Here is a 22,259-nt window from a genome sequence, read left to right on the forward strand (position 1 = left end):
GTCACCCTTGCTGCCAGGATGGCGCGATGATGCGTGGAGGCAGGGTCGCCGTCGTGGGCGGGAGCATCGCCGGATGCGCCGCCGCACTCGCCGCGTACCGCGGTGGCGCCGCGGAGATCACCGTGTACGAACGGGCGGCAGGGCGCCTCGCGGACCGCGGGGTCGGGCTCGCGGTGCACAACTCCCGTTACGCGGAGCTGGATTCCGCAGGGTATCTGGACGCGGACATGCCATGGGTGCAGCTGGAGAGGCGCCGCTGGTATGTGCGGGGCGGGTCGGCGGCCGGGCCGCTCGGGCACGAGATCGGGGCGATGCCGTTCACGTTCCGCACGTACAACTGGGGCCCTCTGTGGCGTGAGTTGCGGGGCCGCGTGCCCGATTCCGTGGACTTCCGCGCGGGCGTGGTGGTGGACGAGGTGCGACCGGGAGCGGCCGAGGGCTCAGCGGGTGCCGAGGTGGTCACCGCCGACGGCACCGAGCGCTTCGATCTCGTGATCGGCGCCGACGGCTACCGCTCCGTGGTCCGTGCGGGGGTGTTCGCCGGGGTGCGTCCCGCGTACGCCGGTTATCTCGCCTGGCGCGGCGCCTTCCCGGCCGACCGGCTGCCGGACCCGGGGCTGTGGGCTAAGGAGGACTGCGCGTACGTCGTCTTCCCCGGCGGCCATGTCATCGTCTACCGCATCCCCGACGGAGTCGGCGGCCACCGCGTCAACTGGGTCCTCTACACGACACCGCCGCCATCCCTCGACCTCGGGCTCGGCCTCGACCTGCGGCTCACGGCTCCCACCAGCCTGCCGCCCGGCGGGCTCACGCAGGCCCTCACCTCGCATCTCACGGACGTGTGCGACGAGTTGCTGCCGCCCTACTGGGGCGACCTCGTCCGCACGACCACCCCCGACGAGCTCTTCCTTCAGCCGATGTACGACTACACGGCGCCCCGCTACACCAGGGGCCGCGTGCTCCTGACGGGCGACGCGGCCACCGTCGCCCGGCCGCACACCGGGGCGGGCGCGGTCAAGGCCCTGCAAGACGCGACGGTCCTGGAGTCCGCCTTCGCCACGGCCACGACCTGGGCGGACGCACTCGACACCTACGACACCGACCGCGGTGTCGCCGGTGCCGCGATGGTCGATCTGGGACGGCGCCTCGGCCGCGCGCTCGTCGAGGAGACACCGGCGTGGCACACGATGGACCAGACGGCCCTGGAGACGTGGTGGAAGCAGGCCGACGGCGGCGGGGCGTTCGGAGGCCGCGGGCTGAGGCGGTGAGCCCGGGGAGTCGCGGGCAGCGAGCCGCGGTCCGGACCGAGGCGGTGAAGGGTCATACCCATCCGCCGGTTTGGGTATGCACGCCAAGATCAATAAGATCCGGCGATGATCACAAGACATCGGTCGGCGGCCGGGGCCTTCGCCCTGCTCGCCGCCTTGACCGCCGGGCTCGGCACGGCGGGCCCGGCCGCCGCCTCCCCCGCCGGTGACGACGAACCCGCGCAGCCCTCACCCAAGGTCGAGCTCGTCCTCGACGTCAGCGGTTCGATGCGGGCCCGCGACATCGACGGCAAGTCCCGGATGGCAGCGGCGAAGCAGGCGTTCAACGAGGTGCTCGACGCCACGCCGGACGAAGTACAGCTCGGCATACGGACGTTGGGCGCCAACTACCACGGTGACGACCGCAAGACGGGGTGCAAGGACACCGAGCTCCTCTACCCGGTCGCGGAGCTCGACCGTGCGGGGCGCACCGACGCGAAGACCGCGGTGGCCACGCTCGCGCCCACCGGCTGGACGCCGATCGGCCCCACGCTCCTGAAGGCAGCCGACGACCTCAAGGACGACAACACCGAGCGCAGCCGCCGGATCGTCCTCATCTCCGACGGCGAGGACACCTGTCAGCCGCTCGACCCCTGCGAGGTGGCCCGCAAGATCGCCGCCGAGGGCATCCACCTCACGGTCGACACGCTCGGCCTGGTGCCCGACGCCAAGACCCGCGACCAGCTGAGCTGCATCGCGGAAGCCACCGGCGGCACGTACACGTCGGTTCGGCACACCGACGAACTCTCGGGTCGGGTCAAGCAGTTGGTGGACCGCGCCGCGGACCCCGTCGCCACTCCGGTGGCGACCGAGGGCGCCGCCCAGTGCTCCGACGCCCCCCAGCTGAAGGCGGGCGTCTACACCGACCGCGAGAAGTTCGGCGAGCACCGCTGGTACCGCGTCGACGTCAGGCCCGGCCAGGAGCTTCGCGCCTCCGTCAGCGTCGGCGCCGACCGCGCGGTGAACAAGGACTACGGGGTGCTGCTGCGGGCCTCGACCGTGCACGGCCGCGAGATCGTGCGGGGTTCCGAGGCGGGCGACGGACGTACGGACGTGATCTCGACCGGCCTGCGCTATCCGAAGCCGGAGGACGACGACGCCGACGACGAGGCGGCGGACGGGAGCGAGGCCGCCGCCGAGACCGTGTGTCTCCAGGTCAGCAACTCCTACTCGGCGCCCTCCTCCGTGAAGACGACCCCGGGACTCCCCGTAGAGCTGGCCGTCGATCTGGTGGATGCGCCCGACGAGGCCTCGGACGTGGCGTCCTTCGGCCTGGGCAACGGCTGGTGGCTGCTCGGCGTGCTGATCCTCACCGGCTTCGTCGCCGGTCTGGTCTGGGGCTGGCTCTCGCGCTGGCGCTTCGCGGTCTGGAGGACCAACTGATGCGTACGACAAGTGTGTTGAGCCGAGCTGGCGTGCTGTCCGGTGCCGCGCTGATCGCCCTGGCCGGGACGGCCGGAGCGGCGTTCGCCGATGGCGCCGACGACGGTGACGACAAGGCCGCCGCGCCCACCGAGGCCGGTACGTCCTTCCGTACGGCGACGGCGATCCAGCTGGACCAGGAGGCGACGGCGGAGGCTTCCACCGGCGACTACCTGTACTGGTCGTTCCCCGCTGACATCGGACAGCGCCCCACCGTGCACGCCACGGTGAAGCTGCCCGATGACGCCGCGAGGCACGGCGATTCCACCTGGCAGGTCGACGTGTACGACGGGCTGCGGCGACGCCAGGCGTGCCGGTTCGGCGCGCAGACGAAGGCGGCCGCGCAGGACGCCGCCACGGTCGAGCTGTCCTGCACGCTGCGCACCGTGCGCGCGTCGGCCGAGCCGTGGGCCAACGACCCGCTGCCCGGCACGTACTACGCGCGACTGACGGTCACCGGCCTCAAGGCAAATGACCTGGGTCTTCCGATGCGGGCCGGGGCGTTGGTGACGTCGAGCGACGCGGGCGGTGCGCAGGCCGTGGACGGCTCGCTGGCGAAGCCGTTGGTGCCGGGGATCGGCACCGACATGGCGGCGGAGTCCAGTGAACCGGAGGACGGCTGGGCGTCGGCCTGGTGGTCGTCGCGCTGGCTGTGGACCGCGGGCGGCGGCGTGCTCGGTGCCCTGGCGGGCATCGGGGGCTACTGCCTGACGCGCGGGTCGGGCCGCCCGGCGCGCGTACCTGCGGGGATCTAGTCTCGGTGGTGGCCTGACCGGCGTAAGTCCCGGGCCGGCCACCACCGACAGACCCCCGACAGACCCCCGACAGACAGGAAGTTCCGCACCATGGGTGACCTGCTCCTCGTCCGGCACGGCGAGACCGAGTGGTCGATGAACGGCCGGCACACCAGCTGGACGGACATCCCGCTCACCGAGAACGGCAGGGACCAGGCGCGGGGGATCGCGCCGCTGGTGGGGCGGTTCCGGATCGGGGCGGCGTTCACGAGCCCCCGTAAGCGAGCCAGGGACACGGCGGAGCTTGCGGGGTTCCCGGACGCCCGGGTGGACCCCGACCTGGGCGAGTGGGACTACGGGGCGTACGAGGGGGTCACCACGGTGGAGATCCACCGCAGCCGCCCCGACTGGTATCTGTTCACGGACGGAGTTGCCCCGGGCCCCGCCGAGCACCCCGGTGAGACGCCGGAGGAGGTCGGTGAGCGGGCCGACCGGATGCTGGCCAAGGTCGACGCGGCGCTGGCCAACTACGAGAGCAGCGTGGTCCTCTTCGCGCACTCCCACTTCCTGCGCGTGCTGACGGCGCGGCGCCTCGGACTGCCGGTGTCGGGCGGGGCGTTGTTCCAGTTGGCGACGGGGACGGTCTGCCGCCTCAGCACGGAGCACGGCCGCCCAGTGGTGGCGAGCTGGAACATTCGTCCGTAAAACCAGGCACACTCTGTCCCATATAGCTCTCTCACCACCAAGAAGGATCGCGAATGATCACGCTCAAGAAGGAAGACGGACCGGCGGATCTGGGCGGCGTGACCCGTCTGTCCATAGGTGTGTCGTGGGACCCCACCGTCGGCAGCAGCGGTGGAGTGCTGGGCAAGCTCCGGCAGAAGGCCGGCACCGACCTCGACCTGATCGCCATCGCGATGGCGGGCGCGGACCCGGTGCGGCTCGCGGGCCTCGACTCGCTCGACCCGCTGGGCAACGGCTCGCTGGTGCACAGCGGCGACAACCAGACCGGCAAGGGTGACGGCGACGACGAGACGGTGACCGTCGAGTTCGAGCGCGTGCCGGACAACATCACGGCCATCGTGTTCGTCGCCGCCGCGTACAAGAAGCGCAGCGCCTTCCAGAACGCGCGCAACATCAGCTTCAAGGTGTACGACGCCACGGGCGGCAGCACCCAGCAGGTCGCCGACATCTGGCCGAGCCTGCTCACGAACGACAACGGCTGCGCCGTGGCCAAGGCGATCCGGGAGGGTGGTGCCTGGAAGCTCCAGGTCATCAACGAGACCGGCAAGATCAAGCAGGGCGACGAGCAGGCCCTGATGCGCTTCGCCATGAGCAAGTAGCGGGAGCGACAGAGGTCCGGGCCGGCCGGTTTCCGCGGCCGGCCCGGACGGGGCCGTGCCGCAGCCGGTCGGGGCCACGCCTCGGTTCGACACACCCCCCGAAGATCATCAAGACTTGCGGCCATGCGATACGGCGTGAATCTCCTCAACTTCGGCTCCGGCACCACCCCCGACTCCCTGGTCCGCCAGGCGACCGACGCCCGTGACCTCGGGTTCGGCCTCGCGATGATCTCCGACCACATCACGGTCACCCCCGACGTGCACTCGGTCTACCCGGCCCCCTTCTACGACCAGTTCGTGCTCGCCGCGCATCTCGCGGGCCGCGTACCCGGGCTGCGACTTGGCACGACGATCACCGTCATCCCCTACCGCCACCCGCTCCAGACCGCCCGTCTCGCCGCCAACATCGACCAGCTCAACGAAGCGGGCTTCATCCTCGGCGCTGGTGTCGGCTGGTCCCGCGCCGAGTACGAGGCACTCGGCGTCCCCTTCGATGAGCGCGGCGCCATCACCGACGAGTACCTCACCGCGATACGCGCCGCGTGGGCCGAGGAGACGACCTCCTTCCGGGGCCGGTACGTCGCCTACGAGGAGATCCGCAACGCCCCCGCCCCGGCGACACACCTGCCCGTCTGGGTCGGCGGCAACTCCCCCGCCGCACAGCGGCGCGCCGCCCGCCTCGGCGAGGGCTGGCACCCGTTCATGCCGAGCCTCGACGTCCTGCGGACGGCGCTGCCCCGCATCGCGGCGGAGGCCGAGGCCGCCGGGCGCCCCACGCCCGACCTCGTGCCCCGCCTCCAGCTCAAGCTCACCGCGCAGCCGGACACGGCCGACCGCCCCCTCGGGCACGGCAGCCTCGACCAGCTCCGCGCCGACCTGGAGACGCTGGCCGAGCTCGGCGCCACGGACGTGCTGCTCGACACGTACCCGGGCACGCCCGACGAGCGCGGCACCGCCGACGACGACCGGCGCACGCTCGAACTGGTCGTGGAGAAGGTGGTCGACCCCGCGACGGGCACCCTTCGCTGAGTCGGCAGGCCGCGGACAGCCGGTGTTCGGCGGCCGTTGTCAGTGGCGCGAGGCACTATCGGAACCAGGCAGCAGGACCTGGGGAAGAGGTGGGCGCATGACGAAGCCTCCGACAGCCGCTCAGCGGCGCATCATCGAGGCCGCCGACCCGGCGACGGGACGGCTGACGGGGAGCGAGGCACAGCTGGCGGGACTCGTGCGCCACCGCCTCGCATTCCGGCACCCCCGTCCGCCGCACGCCTATTTCCTGACGCCCACGGGCCATCGCCTGCGCGAAGGCGCGGGGGCCCCTGCCGTCGCCGAGGCCACCGCCCCTCCCCCGGCCGCTCCCGCTCCGTCCGGCCTCTTCGCCGCCCGCACCGGCGCCGAGCCCCCGCCGCCACCGGACGCCGAAAGACCGGCGGCCCGCGCACGCGACGTACGCAGCGCCTGGGAAGGGCTCCTGGAGATGCGCCGCATGACCAACCCGGACGGCGCGCGGGACCGCCCCTGCGCCTGGGAGCGGACGCATCTGGTGCAGGCCGCCGCCCTTGCCCTGGAGGCGGCGGGCCGTCGGCCGGGGCCCGACGGCTATCGGGTGGGCGCGACGCCGCAGCCCGAGGCCGTCGCCGTGCGCGAGGCGTCGCCGGAGGGTTTGCGGGCCTGCGCGAGCGCGCTGGAGGCGGCAGGCTGGCAGGTCAGTGAACACGCCGAGCGGGCCGGTGGCGCGCGCTATCTCCTCGCCTCGCCCCGAAGAGGCCGGGCATCGAAGTGACCGTGATGAACCATCGAAGGGAATGTCGTGTCGGAGCCGTTTTCCGTGAGCATCAGCGTCCGTGGGTACGAGACGGACGCGCAGGGCCACCTGAACCAAGCCGTCTTCCTGCAGTACGCCGAGCACGCCCGCTGGTCCGTGCTGCGCGCGGCCGGGATCGAGCAGGCCGATCTGCTCGCCAAGGGGGTGGGCCCCGTCGCCCTGGAGAACACCATCCGTTACTTCAGCGAGCTGCGCGCGGGCGACGAGGTGGCGGTGACCTGCGAGTTCATCTGGGGCGAGCGCAAGACGTTCCGCATCGAGCAGCACGTCCGCAAGGCGGACGGCACCGAGGCCGCCGAGGTGCGGGCCGTCGGTGGCCTCCTGGACCTGAACGAACGGCGGATGGTGTCCGATCCGCGCGAGTACTTCAGGGCGCTGGCTGACGAACCGGGCGTGATCGGCCTCTGACCGGCCCTCTGCAGCAAGGGAGTTGGGGCCTCCGTACGGGTGGCGGGAACTGGACGGGCCGGTGATCGTTCATTCAAGTAGCAACCGACCCCGATCACTCACCGGAGGCCCCCGTGCCGGACAGCGACCCCCAAGCCGACGCCGCCGCGGACATACGCGCGCGCATCGACACCAGCACCCCGCACTCCGCGCGCTTCTGGAACTACTTCGTGGGCGGCAAGGACAACTACGAGAAGGACCGCGAACTGGGCGACCACATCAAGCAGATCCACCCCGGTCTCGTCGACGTGGCGCGCCTGAGCAGGCTCTTCCTCGGCCGCGTGGTCCGGCATCTGGCGACGGAGCGGGGCATCCGCCAGTTCCTCGACATCGGCACGGGCCTGCCGACCGCCGACAACACGCACGAGGTCGCCCAGCGCGTGGCCCCCGACTCCCGGATCGTGTACGTGGACAACGACCCGCTCGTCCTGGCCCACGCCCGCGCGCTGCTCACCAGCACGCCCGAGGGCGAGACCGCGTACATCGACGCCGACCTGTATGCCCCCGAGGCCATCCTGGAGAGTGCGCGCGCGACGCTCGACCTCTCCCGGCCGGTCGCCCTGATGATCCTCAACACCCTTGGCCATGTGGGTGATCACGCACAGGCGCGCGAGCTGGTGTCCCGGCTCATGGCGGGTCTGCCGTCCGGCAGCTGTCTCGTCATCAGTGACAGCACCGCCACCAGCGACGGCATGATCGCGGCGTCGAACGCGTACAACAGGAGCGGCGCGATCCCCTACCACGTGCGCGGCGTCGAGGAGATCGCCGGCTTCTTCGACGGCCTGGAGCTGGTGGAACCCGGAGTGGTGCAGGTCACCCGTTGGCGCCCCGAATCCGAGGACACGACCCCGGTCGACGCGTACGGCGCGGTGGGCCGCAAGCCTTAGCCTCCCCCGCGGCCTTCAGAGGCGGGGGTCAGGCCTCGGGGGCGCACCTCGGGGTCAGGCCTCCACCAACCCCCGCTTCTCGTCGTAGTCCGCCCGCGACCGCGCGATCGTCACCCGGTGCCGCTCGGCCCAGCCCGTCAGGGTCAGCAGCGTGCCGTGCAACTCCTCGGCAACCGGCGTCAGTTCATACTCGACCTTCGGCGGGACCGTCGGATGCACCGTGCGCGTGAGCAGGCCGTCGCGCTCCAGATTCCGCAGGGTCAGCGTCAGCATGCGGCGGCTGATGCCCTCGATGCTGCGCTCCAGTTCCGTGAAGCGAATGGGGCCGTGGGCCGCCGCGACCAGAATCGGGATGCTCCATTTCCCCACCACCCTGTCAAGAACTTCGCGCAGCGGGCACGCCTGCGCGTTCACGACCTGCGCCGTAACACCGGTGTTCCCTTGGGACATTGAAGTTCCTCCTTCTCCCGGCCTCCATGGTCACGCACGATGAGCCCCGTTACAAGTCGTGCACCTATGCAGCTCATGGAGGTTTTCATCGTGTCCGAGGCCAGGGCTCAGGGCCCATCCATCCCATCACGCTCCCGCCGGGCGTCGCTCGCCGTGCTGTCCTCGGGGCTCTTGATGACGATCATCGACGGCAACATCGTCACCGTCGCGATGCCGGCCATCCAGAGCGATCTCGGCTTCTCGGCACCGGGCCTCGCCTGGGTCGTGAACGCCTACCTCATCGCCTTCGGCGGTCTGCTCCTGCTCGCCGGACGGCTCGGCGATCTCATCGGCCGCAAGCGGATGTTCGTCTCGGGTCTCGCCGTGTTCACCGCGGCGTCCGTGCTGTGCGGGGTCGCCACCGACCAGGGTCTGCTCATCGCGGCGCGCGCCGTGCAGGGGGTCGGCGGGGCGATGACCTCGGCGGTCGTGCTCGGCATGCTGGTGGCGCTCTTCCCCGAGCCGCGCGAACAAGCCAGGGCCATCGCGGTGTTCAGCGCGGTCGGCGCCGCGGGCGGCGCGCTCGGCACGTTTCTGGGCGGCGCGCTCACCGAGACCCTCAACTGGCACTGGATCTTCCTCATCAACCTGCCGGTCGGGGTCATCGCACTCGTCGCCGCGGTACGCGTCCTGCCGGCCGACCGCGGCACAGGACTCTCCGGGGGCGCCGACTATCCGGGCGCGGCGCTCGTCACCGGCGCCCTGATGCTCACCGTCTACACCATCGTCGGCTCCGCGGAGCACGGGACACCCGCCACGCTCGCGTTCGCCGCCCTGTCCCTCGCCCTGTACGCCGCGTTCGCCGTGCGGCAGCAGCACGCGGCCCGCCCTCTGCTGCGCCTGCGTGTCTTCCGCTCGCGCACCCTGACCGGCGCCAACGCCGTGCAGATCCTGATGATCGCGGGCATGTACGGCTTCCAGTACATCGGTGCGCTCTACTTCCAACGCGTGCTGGGCTACGGGGAGTTGCAGACCGGCTTCGCTTTCCTGCCCGCGCCCGTCGTCATCGGTGTCCTGATGGTGGGCCTGTCCGCCCGGCTGATCGGCCGCTTCGGACCGTACCGCTCGCTGCTCGCCGGGCTCGTCCTCATCACGGCCGGCCTCGCCCTTCTCGGCCGCCTGCCCGCCGCTGGTTCGTACGTCGTCGACGTGCTCCCCGCGATGCTGCTGCTCGGCGCCGGGTTCGCGGCGGCGATGCCCGCCGTGACGGGGCTCGCGATGTCCGGGGCGCGCGAGGAGGACGCGGGGCTGGCCTCCGGGCTCTTCAACACCACGCAGGTGGTGGGCGGTTCACTGGGCCTTGCCGTACTGACCACGCTGGCGGCCGGACGCACGGAGAGCCTGCTCGCGGACGGCGGGCAGGCCGTGGCGGCCACGGCCGGCGGCTACCGTCTCGCCTTCTGGGTGGCAACGGGCATCGCGGCCGCGGGCCTCGCCCTGGCGGCGACGCTGCTGCGCCCCGGACACGGGACGACGGCCGCCGTCGACGCCGTCGGACGCGAGCGGGGGCAGGAACACCGCGAACCCACGACGGCGTGAGCCCATCCGCGGGTTAGACCGATCCAGGTACTCCCCTTGCCTCACGGTCGGCCGGGCGATTACGGTCCGGCCAGCCGTGAAAAATCTACGCGCGTCGCACATCGAGCGAGAGGTCCCTGACCATGCGTAAGACCCTTCTGACCGCAATGACCGCACTGGGCGCGGGAGTTGCCGTGGTCTTCGGCTCCGGCCTGTCCGCGGCGCAGCCGGAGGCGGGCAGATGGCACCAGGTCGGGGACGACGTGAAGTCCGGCATCAGCGGCCTCTCCGTGACCTACCGTTCGGGTGATGATCTTCGCGCCCTCGTCGTACGTGACAACAAGCAGCCCGGCGAGAACCGCATCGCGGAGGTGACCCATCGCGTCGGCCGCCCCGCCGACGTCGCGGCGATCACTTGGCAGGACGGCATCGAGCCCGTGGACCTTGAGGCGGTCGACGCGGTGCCGGGCACGACCGACGAGTTCGTGGCCGTCGCCAGCCGCGGGATCGCTTACCACGTAAAGCTGACCGACGCCGGGGAGGCCGCGAAGGTCCTCGACATCACCCCGCTGCCCGCGATCGGCGCCGGCGACAATTTCGAGAGCTTCACCCTGACCGCACGGCACGGGAAGATGGCGGCGGTCTGGGCGGACCGGGGCGAGGGCGACGACCGCCCCGCGACGCTGTACGCGGCCCCGTTCTCGATCAGCTCCTACGGTGACTCCGAGTTCGGCGAGGTGCAGAAGGCGACGCTCCGTGCGCCGTACCCGAAGGGGGAGGGGGTGCGCCACGCGTCGGACATCGAGGTGACCAAGTCGGGCCGTCTCCTGGTCAGTTCGGCGTCCGACGCCGGTGACGACGGCCCGTTCGACTCCGCCGTGAGCGACGCGGGCAAGCTGACCGTCACCCGCGACGGCGGGGTGAGGCTGTCGGTCTCCGAGTCGCCAGAGCTCCTGGACACCTTCGAGGGCTACAAGATCGAGGCGCTGCAGTGCGTCCCCGGCTCCGACCTCGCGGCCCTCGGCACGGACGACGAGAACGCGGGCGGCTCCCTCACCACGCGCCACCTCTGCGACTGACTCCGGCACCACCCGCCCGCGGCTCGCACCGTACGGGGCGTTCCGGAGCCGTACGCCCCGCACGCCGGTAGAGCCGCCCGACCGCCGCGCACTGCAAGGCCATGGACACCGCCATGGCCAGGCAGACGCCCGGCAGCCCCAGACCCGACAGGGCGTAAGCGAGGCCCAGTTGTGCCACCACCCCGCATCCCGTGATGCGGGCGAGGGCCGGACTCCCGCCGCTGCCCTCGAACACCCCGCCCAGCGCGATGAAGCAGGCAAGCAGCACCAAGTACGGCCCCAGACAGCGCAGATAGAGCGCCCCCGCGTCGGCCACCGCACCCTCGGCTCCGAAGGCCCGCATGATCCATGGCCCGGCGGTGAGCAGCAGCAGCGCGGCGACGACACCCAACACCCCAGCAACGAGCAGCGCTTGGCGTCCGACGGCCCGGCGTTCGTCACTGCCGGTGCCCAGCAGATGGGCGGTGTGGATGGCCGCGGCCTGGCGCACGGAGTAGAAGGCCATCGTCGCCAGATACATCGCCTTGGTCGCGATGCCGTACGCGGCCACTTCGCCGACGCCGATCCTGGCCACGACCGCGATCAGGGCGAGGGCGCCCGTCATACGGAGCACGAAGTCGGCGGACATCGGAAGCCCCGTCGCCGCCGTGTCGCGCGCGTCGGCGGCCAGGCGCCTCGCGCGGCTCAGAACGGTCGGGCGACCGCGGGCAGACTGTGACTGATCGCGCGGTTCCCCGCGCATCCGCCGGCGCAGGGCCACGAAACCGCAGATCAGAGCTGCCGCCCGGCCGATGACCGTGGCGATCGCCGCCCCGCGCACCCCGAGCCCGAACCCGAGGATGAACAGCGGGTCCAGGACGAGGATGAGGCCGTTGGCCAGCAGGGCGAGGCGCATCGGGGTGCGGGTGTCGCCCGCGCCCTTGAGGATTCCGTCGACGACATTCATGGCGAAGTAGACCGCCATGCCCGGCAGCGCGATGGCGAAGTAGCCGGTCGTCTGGGCGAGCGCCTCCCCGCCGCCTCCGCCGAGCACCAGCCGGGCCAGCGGCTCCCGGCACAGGTAACCGCCGACGGCCACGACCGGTGTGATCAGTGCCCACAGCGCCCAGCCGCCGCGCACCGCGGACCGTACCGCGGCCGGGTCCCGCGCTCCCCTGGCCCGCGCGACCAGGACCGTCGTACCGGACCCGGCCATGAGGATGACGCCGAGCAGCAGGTTCTCGACGTTCGTGGCGACGGCCACCGCGGCGACCGCGGCTCCGCCGAGCCGGGCCACCCAGACCATGTTGATGATCCCGGCCGTGACCCCGGCGAGCAGCTCGAAGTAGACCGGGTACGCGAGGGCGACCAGCCTGCGCCGGTGGTCCGTCGGTGGTGACGCCGTGCCCGCCATGACCCATCCCCCTCTTTCCGTTGTACCGCGATTCGAGGTACAACGGAAAGAGATAGCATCAACCGCACGGCCGGACAAGAGCGCGCCCGACGACGGGCTCGTACGCGGAAAGGGCTCAACTCAATGCTGGAGCTGTCGATCCTGGGGTTTCTCCACGAGGAGGCCCTGCACGGCTACGACCTCAAGTCCCGCATCCAGGGCCTCAGCGGCCACATCCGCCCGGTGAGCGACGGCGCGCTCTATCCGGCGATCACCCGCCTGGTCAAGGCGGGCCTCGTCGAGCAGCGCACCGAACCGGGCAAGAGCGCGGCGCCGCGCCGCATCCTCTCCCTCACCGAGGCGGGACGAGACGAACTCCTCGCCAGGCTCCGGGCCCCCAAGGACGCCGAAATCACCGACGGGCAGCGCTTCTTCACTCTGCTCGCGTTCCTGCGCCACCTCCCCGACCGGGCCGAGCAGGCCGCCGTGCTCCGCCGTCGCCAGGCCTTCCTGGAGACACCGGCGAGCTTCTTCTACCGCGACGGAAAGCCGGTGGCGGCGGAGGAGACACCCGACCTCTTCCGGCAGGGCATGCTCCGGATCGCGCGCGCCACCGGCACGGAGGAGAAGAAGTGGCTGGCCGAGGCCATCGGCGCCCTGGAGGGCGGGCGCCGCTGACGGTGCGTGACGGTCAGAGGCGTTGGGACGCCACCAGTTCCCGGGCTTCCTCGGGCGTCGCGACCGACGGCGGCGAACCCTCCAGGGGCTTGCGGGCCGTCTCCTTCATCGCGGCCACGGCGATGATGCCGACCAGGCCGGCGAGCATCGTGTAGAAGGCGGGCATCAGGTCGTTGCCGGTAGCGCCGATCAGCGCCGCGACCACCAGCGGGGTCGTACCGCCGAAGAGCGAGACCGAGATGTTGAAGCCGATGGAGAGGGAGCCGTAGCGCACGTCCGTCGGGAACAGGGCCGGGAGCGAGGAGGACATGGCGCCCAGGTAGCAGACCAGGGCGAGTCCGAGGATGAGCAGACCCGTGAAGACCGCGACGGTGCCGCCCTGCTTGATGAGGAGGAAGGCCGGCAAGGCGAGGACGAAGAAGCCGACCGAGCCCGCCATCAGGACCGGCTTGCGACCGATGCGGTCGGAGAGGCGGCCGACGGAGTTGATGAGCGCCATCAGGATCAGCATGACGACCACGATGGACATCAGGCCGCCGGTCTCGCCGAAGCCGAGCTGCGTCAGGTACGTCGGCATGTACGACAGCAGCATGTAGTCGGTGATGTTGAACGCGGCCACCAGCGCGATGCAGAGCAGCATGGCCCTCCACTGGCCGAAGAAGGAGTCCTTGAGGGACTTCTTCTGGCGCTCGGCGGCCGGTCCGCTCTCCGCCTCCGCCATCTTCTGGAAGGCGGGCGACTCGTCGAGCTTCAGCCGCAGGTAGAGGCCTATGAGCCCGAGGGGCGCCGCCACCAGGAACGGGATGCGCCAGCCCCAGGACTGCATGGTGTCGTCGCTGAGCCCCATGGTCAGGGCGGTCACCAGGACCGCCGCGACCGTGTAGCCGATCAGGGTGCCGAACTCCAGGAAGGAGCCCCAGAATCCGCGGCGCTTGTCCGGCGCGTACTCCGCGATGAAGGTCGCGGCGCCGCCGTACTCACCGCCCGTGGAGAAGCCCTGCACCATGCGGCAGAGGACGAGCAGGACCGGGGCCCAGACGCCGATGGTGGCGTAGGACGGGATCAGGCCGATCGCCAGGGTCGCCGTGGACATCATGATCATGGTCAGCGCGAGGATCTTCTTGCGGCCGACCTTGTCGCCCAGCGGCCCGAACACCATGCCGCCGATGGGGCGCACCAGGAAGGCGGCGGCGAACGTGGCCAGGGAGGAGAGGGTCTGCGCGGTGTCGTTGCCGGAGGGGAAGAACTCCTTGCCGATGATCACCGCGAGGTAGGCGTAGACGCCGAAGTCGTACCACTCCATGGCGTTGCCGAGCGCGGTGGCCTTCACCGCCCGCCTGACCTGAGCCTCTTCGGTGACCGTGATGTCCGACTGACGCAGCCGCGGGTTCTTGCGGCGGTGGATCGCGCGGAAGAGCGCGCGGTGCCGGGCAAGGGCCTCCGGAGCGGGCGGTGCCGGTATTTCGGGGGCTTCGGGCGCGCTCACGGTGCAGTCACTCTCGTTCGGCAATAGCTGTCATCGACCGCCTGACCTGGGAGGTCAGGGATCGACGAACGGACGTCTGCCCAGTCGGGCGTCGATCCACACTGCCCATTTCGAGGAGCGGAAGGTGCCTGCCGTTGGTCCTCTGCGTCCGGGCCCCAAGTCCTGACTCCGAGGGACTTGGGGCCCGACTCGCTCAGCGCGCGTACAACTGCGACGCCGGCACGATCTGCTGTTCCTGTCCGGGGCTGGACCAGAGCAGCTTCATGTGGGCCTCGCCGGTCTGCTCCGCGTACTCGACCTTGACCGAGTGCCGCTTGCCCGCAGTGAGGGCGACCTGCGCCTTGTCGATCCTCGGCTCGTGCGGTGTCCACGAGTCGATGACGAGCTTGCCGTCGACCCATACCCGCGCCATGTCGTCCGAGACGGTCGTCAGTGTGTACGTCTCCGAGCGGCGCGGCTCCAGCGTGCCGGTCCAGCGGACGCCGAACCTGTCCGAGGGGATGCTTGCCGCGGGTGAGCCCTCGTACTTCCAGGCGTGGTTGATCGAGCGGTCGGTGCGGGTGATCTTCGGGGCGCCGCTCAGCTCGGCGTTGTCGAAGATCTCCTGCTTCAGGCCCTTGCCCTTGCCGGGGCGGGCGGTCGGGCCCGGGTCCACCTTCAGCTCGATCACCGTGGCGGTGTCATTGGTCGCCGCGCCCGACGGCCTCAGGTCGAAGCCGTCGCCGGACTTGGTGGCAGTCACCTTCTGGTCGCTGCCGAGCACCCGCGCCGCCGTGACGTCGAAGTCCGTACGCGCCTTCAGGTGCAGGGCGGCGCCGGACGCGGGCCACTGGGTGACCGCCGCGTACAGCTTGTCGCCCTTGCGGCTGACCGAGCCCCAGGACGGCTCCTCGACGAGCCCGCCGAAGCGCGCGCCGAACACCGCGTTTCCCTGGCCGGCCGTACGCAGCCAGTCGCCCATCTGCTTCAGGCGGTCGACGGAGGGCTCCGGTACGCGGCCGCGGGCGTCGGGGCCGACGTTCAGGAGGTAGTTGCCGCTGCGGGACGTCGTGGAGAGGAGGTTCCTGACCAGGGTCGTCGACGACTTCCAGTCGGTGTCGTAGCGCGCGAAGCCCCAGTGGCCGTTGAGGGTCATGCAGGATTCCCAGAGCTGGCCGTCGACCGGGGCGCCGGGGATCTCCTGCTCGGGGGTGCCGTAGTCGCCGTCGACGACGCGGCGCTTGCCGACGCGGTTGTTGATGATCAGGTCCGGGTCGAGGTCACGGAGGTAGGCCTCCAGCTTCTCGCCGTCCCGTGACGTCCAGGGGTTGTGGGGCTTGTCGGTCTCCCACTCGCCGTCGAACCAGAGCAGGGCCGGGTCATAGGTGTCGACCAGTTCCTTGAGCTGGGCGCGCATCCGCTTCTCGTACGCGGGGAAGGTGGCGGGGTCTGGGAAGTCGGGGTCGTGCCAGTCCCAGATCGAGTAGTAGAAGCCGAACTTGATGCCCGCGTCGTCGGAGGCCTTCTTCAACTCCGCGAGGATGTCGCGCTTCTTGTCGAAGGACGAGTGGTCGCGCAGGCTCCAGTCGTTGACCTTCGTGGGCCACATCGCGTATCCGTCGTGGTGCTTCGACGTGATGACGATGTAGCGCATTCCGGCGTCCTTGGCCGCCTTGACCACGGCCTTGGCATCGAAGTCGGCGGGGTCGAACGTCGCGGCCTGCTTCTCGTACTCCGCCTTCGGGATGTCGCACTGGCGCTGGATCCACTCGGCGTCACGGCACACGGAGCCGTCGGCCTTCTTGTACTCGCCCTCCAAGTTGGAGTACGCGCCGAAGTGGATGAACATCCCGAAGCGGTCCTGCCGCCACCAGTTGGTGCGGTCGGCGGTGAAGGGGTCGTCGGTGGCGTGGTCGGTTCCGGGGCCGGTGGCCGCGGGCCGCTCGTCCGTGGGGGACGTCGCGGCAGGGGGTTCCGTCGGGGCGGCGACCGCCGGGGGTGCGGCGGTCACGGCGAGGGCCGAGGCGAGGAACAGGGCGATCCCGGCGACTCTTCGCCGGGTACGGCTGAGCTGGGTGCGCATGGGGGCAGCTCCCTGAGGTTGACGGGTCGCTCGGGAACGTAGGGTCGAATACATCGGATGTCAATGCGCTCAACAGGCCCTGATATGGCAGATGTTGGCGCGATCACGCACTATCGCTCCGATGACTGAACCAGTGCGCCCCAGGCGGGGCAGAGGCCGTCCACACCTGGACTTCCGGGGACGGCCTCATGGACTTCCCGTGACGAGCACGCGCCGCTACGATTCGGAAATCGAATCACGCGGTCACGATAAACCCCGCCGTCCGCGCGCCCACGCACCGCTCAGCTCAGGAGGATCCACACCGATGAGCCTCGACGTACGTGACCTGCTCGCACCCGACACCCCGGACGGGACGAGCCTTCATCTCGCCCCGGACGTCGTGTTCCACAGCCCCGTCGCCGACTACAGCGGCCGGGACGACGTGGCGCACCTGTTCCCGAAGCTCGGGCAGTGCCTGACCGGGATCGAACCGGTCCAGGAGTTCTCCGACGACGACGGACGACACAGCGTGACGACGTTCCACGGCAGCGTCCGGGACGAGACCGTCTACGGCGCGTTGGTACAGGAGGTCGACGACCAGGGCCGCCTCACGGAGGCCACCTTGCTGATCCGCCCGCTCAGCACGCTGCGGACCGCCGTATCGCTCATGCGCGAAGCCCTTATGGCTGATCCGCTGCCGAGTTCGCGCTGACCTCTTCCGCCCAGCGCCGCGCCCAGCCGTCCAGGGGCAGCAACGCCTGATGGGCCTCACGCCCAAGGGCAGTCAACGCATACGAGGAGTCGGGCAGTTGATGCACGAGCCGCGCTTCGAGCAGCTCGGTCAGACGCTGCCGCAGCACGCTCGAGGACATGGCATCGCACTGCTGCCGCAGCGCACGGAACCCCATCGGCCCGGCCCGCAGCTCCCACACGATCCGCAGGCTCCAGCGCCGCCCGAACAGGTCGAGCGCGGCCATCAGGGGGCGGCCGGTGGAGGAGGCGGGCGTCGGCCGGCCGGGCAGCGGTGCGGTCATCCTGCGACGGTAACACCGGGCTTCGACTATCGAAGCGGAGTCCGCGGACCCGGCTCCGGCGGGGCTCTCGCGCGACCTTGACCGCGATGCGCGCCCGGTTCATCGTTTGCGCCGTCCGACACGCCCCGCCGATGCCGAGCTCAGCCGATCCCGGGAGGGTATCCCTACGTCATGCCCCTGGCCCGCCGCACCTTCCTCACCGCCCTCGCCGGAACGACCGGCGCCGCCGTCGCCTGCTCCGGCTCGACCGCCGACGGCGCCCCGCCCTCCGAGTCCCCCGCGGCCAAGGCCGCCCGGCGCCTGCTGCCCGGACACCACAAACAGCTGACGTTCGCGACCGAGGGCCCCGCCGACACCTTCCGCGTATCAGGAGAGGCCGGCCGGATCACCGTCACAGGCACCACCCCCGCAGTCCAACTCAAGGCACTCCAGCACTACTTGAAGCAAAGGACCCACGCGAACATCACCTGGGCGGGCACCCAGCTGAACCTGCCCGACCGCCTCCCCGGCCTCGACAAGCCCCTGACGGGCAGTGCCAACACCCCTCACCGCTTCGTCCTGAACGACACGAACGACGGCTACACGGGGGCGTACCACGACTGGTCGTACTGGAAGCGCGAGATCGACGTGCTCGCACTGCACGGCTACAACGAGGTGCTCGTGTACGTCGGCGCCGACGCGCTCTACCACCGCGTGTTCCAGGAGTTCGGCTACTCCGACCAGGAGATGCGCGAGTGGATCCCGGCCCCGGCCCACCAGCCATGGTGGCTGCTCCAGAACATGTCATCGTTCCCCCACCCCGTCTCCTCCCAACTCCTCGCCCGCCGGGCCACATTGGGCCGCCGCATCGCCGACCGGCTGCGCGAGCTCGGCATGACCCCGGTGTTCCCCGGCTACTTCGGGACGGTCCCGCCCGGGTTCACCGCGAAGAATCCCGGCGCGCGCACCGTGCCGCAGGGCGACTGGGTCGGCTTCACGCGACCTGACTGGCTCGACCCGCGCACCGAGCACTTCACCCGGGTGGCCGCGGCCTTCTACCGCGCACAAAACGAGCTGTTCGGTACGTCGACGATGTACAAGATGGACCTCCTCCACGAGGGCGGAAAGCCGGGCGACGTCCCGGTCCCGGACGCGGCGAAGGCCGTCGAGAAGGCCCTCCAGGCCGCACACCCCGGCGCCACCTGGGTGATTCTCGGCTGGCAGAACAACCCGCCCAAGGCCATCGTCAACGCCGTGGACAAGTCGCGCATGCTGGTGGTCGACGGCCTCTCCGACCGCTTCTCGAAGATCACCGACCGCGAGTCCGACTGGAACGACACCCCCTACACCTTCGGCTCGATCTGGAACTTCGGCGGCCACACCGCGCTCGGCGCCAACACCCCCGACTGGGCCGCGCTCTACGAGAAGTGGCGCACCAAGAAGGGCAGCACCCTGCGCGGCATCTCCCTGATGCCGGAGGCCGCGGACAACAACCCGGCAGCCTTCGAGCTCTTCTCGGAACTGGCATGGCGCACGGGCGACTTGAACCTCACCACCTGGTTCGCCGACTGGTCGGTGTCCCGCTACGGCGCCGCCGACCCTCACGCGGCAGCCGCCTGGGACATCCTGCGCCGCACCGCGTACGGCACGACCCGCGCCGACCAGTGGGCCGAGGGCGCGGACGGCCTCTTCGGCGCACGACCCGCCCTGGACGCGAAGTCGGCGGCGGCCTGGTCACCGAAGGCCATGCGCTACACCCCGGCGGACTTCGAACCGGCGCTCGCCGAACTCCTCGCCACACGCCGCGCGTTGCGCGACTCCTCCGCCTACCGCCAGGACATCCTGGACGTGGCACGCCAGGCGCTCTCCAACCGCAGCCGGGTACTGCTCCCCCAGATCAAGCAGGCGTACGGCAAACGAGACGAGCCCCTCTTCAACCGACTCACCCGAACCTGGCTCGACCTCATGACCCTCCTGGACAAACTCATTTCCACGGACTCCCGCCACCTCCTGGGCCGCTGGGTGGCCGACGCCCGCTCATGGGGCGCGGACGCGACGGAACAAGAACACCTCGCGTACGACCAGCTGTCACTGCTCACCGTCTGGGGCACGCGGTCCGGGGCGGACGCGGGCCTGCATGACTACGCCAACCGGGAGTGGGCCGGACTGGTCGGCGGCCTCTACCGCCTGCGCTGGGAGACGTACTTCAAGGAATTGCGCACAGCACTCACTGAGGACCGCGCCCCGAAAACCATCGACTGGTTCACCATCGAGGACGGCTGGATCCGCAACTCCGGCCGCCTCGCGACCCGCCCCACGGGCGACACGTACAAAGTCGCAGTTCAGGTACAAGCACGCCTCACCCAGACCAACTGACCGAGCACCCCCCACTCTCCAAGATCCCCAACTCCCCCCTCCTTGACGGGTATACGTCACCTCCGATCTCTGGTAGTAAACCTTCCTAACAGTACAGGGAAGACCCAAGAACCGTCGGATCGACGAACACCCCCACCTTGGAGGCCCCGTGCCCACCCCCCACCGCACCCCGGCACCTCACATACACACCTCCCGCCGCACCCTGCTCGCAGTCCTCGGCGCCTCACTCGTCGCAGGCCCCGTCATCGCCTCCCGGACGGCAGGCGCAACGCCCACCGCCAAGGCAGGCGGACTCGACGACCCGGCGAAGAAGGAGATCGCCATGCAGATCGTGTGCAGCGCGGAGAACTCGAGCCTCAACTGGAAGGAGCACTACCGCTACTGCGAGGACATCGGCGACGGCCGCGGCTACACCGCCGGGATCATCGGCTTCTGCTCGGGCACAGGCGACATGCTCGACCTCGTCGAGCTCTACACCCACCGAAAGCCGGACAACGTCCTCGCCAAGTACCTCCCCGCCCTGCGCGAGGTGGACGGCACCGACTCCCACGAGGGCCTCGACCCCACGTACAAGGGCGACTGGGAAAGGGCCGCCGAGGACCCCGAGTTCCAGCGGGCACAGAACGACGAGCGCGACCGCGTCTACTTCAACCCGGCAGTCGGACAGGGCAAGGCGGACGGCATCGGCGTCCTCGGCCAATTCGCGTACTACGACGCGATCGTCATGCACGGCGACGGCAGCGACAACACCAGCTTCCGCAACATCCGCGAGCGCGCCCTGCGTTCGGCCCAGCCACCGGCCCAGGGCGGCGACGAGACGGCCTACCTCCACGCGTTCCTCGACGCACGCGTCTGGGCGATGAAGCAGGAGGAGGCACACGAGGACACGAGCCGCGTCGACACGGCACAACGGGTGTTCCTCAACAACGGCAACCTGAACCTGAACACACCACTGGAGTGGAAGGTGTACGGAGACCCGTACCGCATCGACTAACCCGCACCCCCCACACATCGGCGCGGGGTCCCGACACCAATCGGGCGCCCCGCGCCGATGAGAACACCCCCGATGAAGCAACGCTTACGGGTTGCATGAAGAATTCATCGCTGGTGCTGGACAGTGCAAGCGCCCGATGCTTGCTGAATGATCGGAATGAACGCGGTGCTCGGCGTCGCAGTGGTGTCCCTCGGCATGGTGCTCACCCCCGGCCCCAACATGATGTACCTCGTCTCGCGGAGCATCACCCAGGGCAGGCGCGCCGGAGCGATCTCCCTGGCCGGGGTGGCCGTGGGCTTCCTCATCTACCTGACGGCAGCCAACCTGGGCCTGTCCCTGGTCTTCCTCGCCGTCCCCCAGCTGTACATGGCCGTGAAACTCGCCGGCGCTGCCTACCTGGCATGGCTCGCCTGGAAGGCACTCAAGCCGGGCGGCATATCGGTCTTCGCCCACCAGGAGCTGGCCCCCGACTCTCCCAGGCGCCTGTTCACCATGGGAGTGCTGACGAACCTCCTGAACCCGAAGGTCGCCATCATGTACGTCTCACTCATCCCCCAGTTCATCGACCCGACAGCCGGCCACACCCTCCTCCAGGGCTTCGCACTGGGCGGCCTCCAGATCTCCATCAGCCTGATCGTGAACCTGGCCATAGTCATGGCGGCGGGCACCATAGCGGTCTTCCTCGCCCGCCGCCCGACCTGGCTCCGAGCCCAGCGTTACGTCATGGGCACGGTGCTAGGCGCCCTAGCCATCAAGCTGGCGACGGACAGGGCCCCGGCGACGGCAACGTAATCTCCACCCACACGGCCTTCCCGACCCCCCGCTCAACAACACCCCACGCATCAGCCAAGGCGGCCACGAGCAGAAGCCCCCGCCCCGACTCCGCGTCAGGTGAAGCTACTTGCGGCGTGAGCGCGGGCCCACACTCACCCCGAGTGTCATGAACTTCGACCCGAAGAACGCCCCCACCAAGAACCACCCTCAGCTCGAAGTCTCGCCCCGGCACACGACCGTGCGTCACCGCATTGGCCGCAAGCTCAGCCACGATCTGCGCGACGGCCTCCGACACCTCACTGCCGTACGGCACGCCCCACTCATCGAGGTGATACCGCGCCAGCCGCCGGGCAAGCCGGGCACCACGGGGCGTCGAACTCAGGCGTTGCCTGAAGGCGGCTACAGGGACGGGGATTTGGGCTCTCGCTGACATGGGGCCACGGTGACGGGACGCGCCCCCATCCCACCAGCAAC

At 70.3% G+C, this 22,259-nt stretch carries 22 protein-coding genes; 16 read left to right on the forward strand and 6 right to left on the reverse strand.

All coding sequences use genetic code 11. From position 1 onward, the window contains the following. Positions 1–29 precede the first annotated feature (29 nt). The 9 genes from ACZ5U5_RS28340 (at position 30) to ACZ5U5_RS28380 (ending at position 7,965) form a co-directional block, all read left to right on the forward strand. Positions 30–1,268, forward strand: a complete 1,239-nt coding sequence (locus tag ACZ5U5_RS28340) for an FAD-dependent monooxygenase (RefSeq protein ID WP_469026948.1) — start codon at positions 30–32, stop codon at positions 1,266–1,268. A 105-nt stretch (positions 1,269–1,373) separates the two neighbouring features. After that, on the forward strand, positions 1,374–2,690 hold the full coding sequence (locus ACZ5U5_RS28345; RefSeq protein WP_469026950.1) for a VWA domain-containing protein: 1,317 nt from the start codon (positions 1,374–1,376) through the stop codon (positions 2,688–2,690). Then, positions 2,690–3,484: a hypothetical protein gene (locus ACZ5U5_RS28350; RefSeq protein WP_469026953.1), complete on the forward strand. Its 795-nt coding sequence runs from the start codon at positions 2,690–2,692 to the stop codon at positions 3,482–3,484. The genes ACZ5U5_RS28345 and ACZ5U5_RS28350 overlap by 1 nt, the downstream gene beginning before the upstream one ends. 90 nt (positions 3,485–3,574) lie before the next feature. Beyond that, positions 3,575–4,168 (forward strand): histidine phosphatase family protein, encoded by a 594-nt coding sequence (locus tag ACZ5U5_RS28355; protein WP_469026955.1) that lies wholly within the window; start codon positions 3,575–3,577, stop codon positions 4,166–4,168. Positions 4,169–4,221: 53 nt separating this feature from the next. Further along, the gene (locus tag ACZ5U5_RS28360; protein WP_469026957.1) at positions 4,222–4,806 is read left to right on the forward strand and encodes a TerD family protein; all 585 of its coding nucleotides are present in this window, start codon (positions 4,222–4,224) and stop codon (positions 4,804–4,806) included. A 123-nt stretch (positions 4,807–4,929) separates the two neighbouring features. Further along, positions 4,930–5,835 carry a TIGR03619 family F420-dependent LLM class oxidoreductase gene (locus ACZ5U5_RS28365; protein ID WP_469026960.1) on the forward strand — a complete coding sequence of 302 codons (906 nt, stop codon included), beginning with the start codon at positions 4,930–4,932 and terminating at the stop codon, positions 5,833–5,835. Positions 5,836–5,932: 97 nt separating this feature from the next. Next, positions 5,933–6,589 (forward strand): hypothetical protein, encoded by a 657-nt coding sequence (locus ACZ5U5_RS28370; RefSeq protein ID WP_469026962.1) that lies wholly within the window; start codon positions 5,933–5,935, stop codon positions 6,587–6,589. A gap of 27 nt (positions 6,590–6,616) precedes the next feature. Further along, on the forward strand, positions 6,617–7,039 hold the full coding sequence (locus ACZ5U5_RS28375; protein ID WP_469026965.1) for an acyl-CoA thioesterase: 423 nt from the start codon (positions 6,617–6,619) through the stop codon (positions 7,037–7,039). Positions 7,040–7,152: 113 nt separating this feature from the next. Further along, entirely contained in the window at positions 7,153–7,965 is an 813-nt protein-coding gene (locus ACZ5U5_RS28380) for an SAM-dependent methyltransferase (protein ID WP_469026967.1), read from the forward strand. A gap of 54 nt (positions 7,966–8,019) precedes the next feature. Here ACZ5U5_RS28380 and ACZ5U5_RS28385 read toward each other — a convergent pair whose 3' ends face one another. Further along, on the reverse strand, positions 8,020–8,415 hold the full coding sequence (locus tag ACZ5U5_RS28385) for a winged helix-turn-helix transcriptional regulator (RefSeq protein WP_469026969.1): 396 nt from the start codon (positions 8,413–8,415) through the stop codon (positions 8,020–8,022). Between the two features lie 174 nt (positions 8,416–8,589). Here ACZ5U5_RS28385 and ACZ5U5_RS28390 point away from each other — a divergent pair, with 174 nt between their 5' ends. Together ACZ5U5_RS28390 and ACZ5U5_RS28395 are read left to right on the forward strand one after the other, a co-directional pair. Continuing rightward, positions 8,590–9,993 carry an MFS transporter gene (locus ACZ5U5_RS28390; RefSeq protein WP_469026972.1) on the forward strand — a complete coding sequence of 468 codons (1,404 nt, stop codon included), beginning with the start codon at positions 8,590–8,592 and terminating at the stop codon, positions 9,991–9,993. 122 nt (positions 9,994–10,115) lie between these two features. Beyond that, positions 10,116–11,051 carry a hypothetical protein gene (locus tag ACZ5U5_RS28395; RefSeq protein WP_469026974.1) on the forward strand — a complete coding sequence of 312 codons (936 nt, stop codon included), beginning with the start codon at positions 10,116–10,118 and terminating at the stop codon, positions 11,049–11,051. On the opposite strand, the gene ACZ5U5_RS28400 is transcribed toward ACZ5U5_RS28395, so the two are convergent. Further along, positions 11,026–12,444, reverse strand: coding sequence for an MATE family efflux transporter (locus ACZ5U5_RS28400; protein WP_469026976.1), 1,419 nt, complete (start codon positions 12,442–12,444; stop codon positions 11,026–11,028). The genes ACZ5U5_RS28395 and ACZ5U5_RS28400 overlap by 26 nt on opposite strands. A gap of 123 nt (positions 12,445–12,567) precedes the next feature. On the opposite strand from ACZ5U5_RS28400, the gene ACZ5U5_RS28405 reads away from it, so the two are divergent. Further along, the gene (locus ACZ5U5_RS28405) at positions 12,568–13,101 is read left to right on the forward strand and encodes a PadR family transcriptional regulator (RefSeq protein WP_469026979.1); all 534 of its coding nucleotides are present in this window, start codon (positions 12,568–12,570) and stop codon (positions 13,099–13,101) included. Positions 13,102–13,114: 13 nt separating this feature from the next. On the opposite strand, the gene proP is transcribed toward ACZ5U5_RS28405, so the two are convergent. Both proP and ACZ5U5_RS28415 read right to left on the reverse strand, forming a co-directional pair. Next, positions 13,115–14,587, reverse strand: a complete 1,473-nt coding sequence (proP, locus tag ACZ5U5_RS28410) for a glycine betaine/L-proline transporter ProP (RefSeq protein ID WP_469026981.1) — start codon at positions 14,585–14,587, stop codon at positions 13,115–13,117. Between the two features lie 193 nt (positions 14,588–14,780). Beyond that, positions 14,781–16,649 carry an alpha-L-fucosidase gene (locus tag ACZ5U5_RS28415; RefSeq protein WP_469026983.1) on the reverse strand — a complete coding sequence of 623 codons (1,869 nt, stop codon included), beginning with the start codon at positions 16,647–16,649 and terminating at the stop codon, positions 14,781–14,783. A 304-nt stretch (positions 16,650–16,953) separates the two neighbouring features. Between ACZ5U5_RS28415 and ACZ5U5_RS28420 the strand changes: the two genes are divergently transcribed. After that, the gene (locus ACZ5U5_RS28420; protein WP_469026985.1) at positions 16,954–17,340 is read left to right on the forward strand and encodes a nuclear transport factor 2 family protein; all 387 of its coding nucleotides are present in this window, start codon (positions 16,954–16,956) and stop codon (positions 17,338–17,340) included. Here the strand turns inward: ACZ5U5_RS28420 and ACZ5U5_RS28425 are convergent. Next, positions 17,309–17,662: a winged helix-turn-helix transcriptional regulator gene (locus ACZ5U5_RS28425; RefSeq protein WP_469026988.1), complete on the reverse strand. Its 354-nt coding sequence runs from the start codon at positions 17,660–17,662 to the stop codon at positions 17,309–17,311. The genes ACZ5U5_RS28420 and ACZ5U5_RS28425 overlap by 32 nt on opposite strands. A gap of 171 nt (positions 17,663–17,833) precedes the next feature. Between ACZ5U5_RS28425 and ACZ5U5_RS28430 the strand changes: the two genes are divergently transcribed. From ACZ5U5_RS28430 to ACZ5U5_RS28440, 3 genes are all read left to right on the forward strand, one after another. Next, on the forward strand, positions 17,834–20,017 hold the full coding sequence (locus tag ACZ5U5_RS28430) for an alpha-N-acetylglucosaminidase (protein ID WP_469026990.1): 2,184 nt from the start codon (positions 17,834–17,836) through the stop codon (positions 20,015–20,017). 148 nt (positions 20,018–20,165) lie between these two features. Next, positions 20,166–21,011, forward strand: coding sequence for a chitosanase (locus ACZ5U5_RS28435; RefSeq protein WP_469026992.1), 846 nt, complete (start codon positions 20,166–20,168; stop codon positions 21,009–21,011). A 147-nt stretch (positions 21,012–21,158) separates the two neighbouring features. Further along, positions 21,159–21,803 (forward strand): LysE family translocator, encoded by a 645-nt coding sequence (locus ACZ5U5_RS28440; RefSeq protein ID WP_469026995.1) that lies wholly within the window; start codon positions 21,159–21,161, stop codon positions 21,801–21,803. Here the strand turns inward: ACZ5U5_RS28440 and ACZ5U5_RS28445 are convergent. Further along, positions 21,763–22,218, reverse strand: coding sequence for an ATP-binding protein (locus tag ACZ5U5_RS28445; protein WP_469026998.1), 456 nt, complete (start codon positions 22,216–22,218; stop codon positions 21,763–21,765). The genes ACZ5U5_RS28440 and ACZ5U5_RS28445 overlap by 41 nt on opposite strands. Positions 22,219–22,259: the final 41 nt, after the last annotated feature.

The organism is Streptomyces sp. NPDC033177, from assembly GCF_055577715.1.

Coding starts and splice junctions, on each gene's coding strand:
- ACZ5U5_RS28340 (WP_469026948.1), top strand. CDS start 30: ATGCGTGGAGGCAGGGTCGCCGTCGTGGGCGGGAGCATCGCCGGATGC.
- ACZ5U5_RS28345 (WP_469026950.1), top strand. CDS start 1,374: ATGATCACAAGACATCGGTCGGCGGCCGGGGCCTTCGCCCTGCTCGCC.
- ACZ5U5_RS28350 (WP_469026953.1), top strand. CDS start 2,690: ATGCGTACGACAAGTGTGTTGAGCCGAGCTGGCGTGCTGTCCGGTGCC.
- ACZ5U5_RS28355 (WP_469026955.1), top strand. CDS start 3,575: ATGGGTGACCTGCTCCTCGTCCGGCACGGCGAGACCGAGTGGTCGATG.
- ACZ5U5_RS28360 (WP_469026957.1), top strand. CDS start 4,222: ATGATCACGCTCAAGAAGGAAGACGGACCGGCGGATCTGGGCGGCGTG.
- ACZ5U5_RS28365 (WP_469026960.1), top strand. CDS start 4,930: ATGCGATACGGCGTGAATCTCCTCAACTTCGGCTCCGGCACCACCCCC.
- ACZ5U5_RS28370 (WP_469026962.1), top strand. CDS start 5,933: ATGACGAAGCCTCCGACAGCCGCTCAGCGGCGCATCATCGAGGCCGCC.
- ACZ5U5_RS28385 (WP_469026969.1), bottom strand. CDS start 8,415: ATGTCCCAAGGGAACACCGGTGTTACGGCGCAGGTCGTGAACGCGCAG.
- ACZ5U5_RS28390 (WP_469026972.1), top strand. CDS start 8,590: ATGACGATCATCGACGGCAACATCGTCACCGTCGCGATGCCGGCCATC.
- ACZ5U5_RS28395 (WP_469026974.1), top strand. CDS start 10,116: ATGCGTAAGACCCTTCTGACCGCAATGACCGCACTGGGCGCGGGAGTT.
- ACZ5U5_RS28400 (WP_469026976.1), bottom strand. CDS start 12,444: ATGGCGGGCACGGCGTCACCACCGACGGACCACCGGCGCAGGCTGGTC.
- ACZ5U5_RS28405 (WP_469026979.1), top strand. CDS start 12,568: ATGCTGGAGCTGTCGATCCTGGGGTTTCTCCACGAGGAGGCCCTGCAC.
- ACZ5U5_RS28415 (WP_469026983.1), bottom strand. CDS start 16,649: ATGCGCACCCAGCTCAGCCGTACCCGGCGAAGAGTCGCCGGGATCGCC.
- ACZ5U5_RS28420 (WP_469026985.1), top strand. CDS start 16,954: ATGAGCCTCGACGTACGTGACCTGCTCGCACCCGACACCCCGGACGGG.
- ACZ5U5_RS28425 (WP_469026988.1), bottom strand. CDS start 17,662: ATGACCGCACCGCTGCCCGGCCGGCCGACGCCCGCCTCCTCCACCGGC.
- ACZ5U5_RS28430 (WP_469026990.1), top strand. CDS start 17,834: ATGCCCCTGGCCCGCCGCACCTTCCTCACCGCCCTCGCCGGAACGACC.
- ACZ5U5_RS28440 (WP_469026995.1), top strand. CDS start 21,159: ATGATCGGAATGAACGCGGTGCTCGGCGTCGCAGTGGTGTCCCTCGGC.
- ACZ5U5_RS28445 (WP_469026998.1), bottom strand. CDS start 22,218: ATGTCAGCGAGAGCCCAAATCCCCGTCCCTGTAGCCGCCTTCAGGCAA.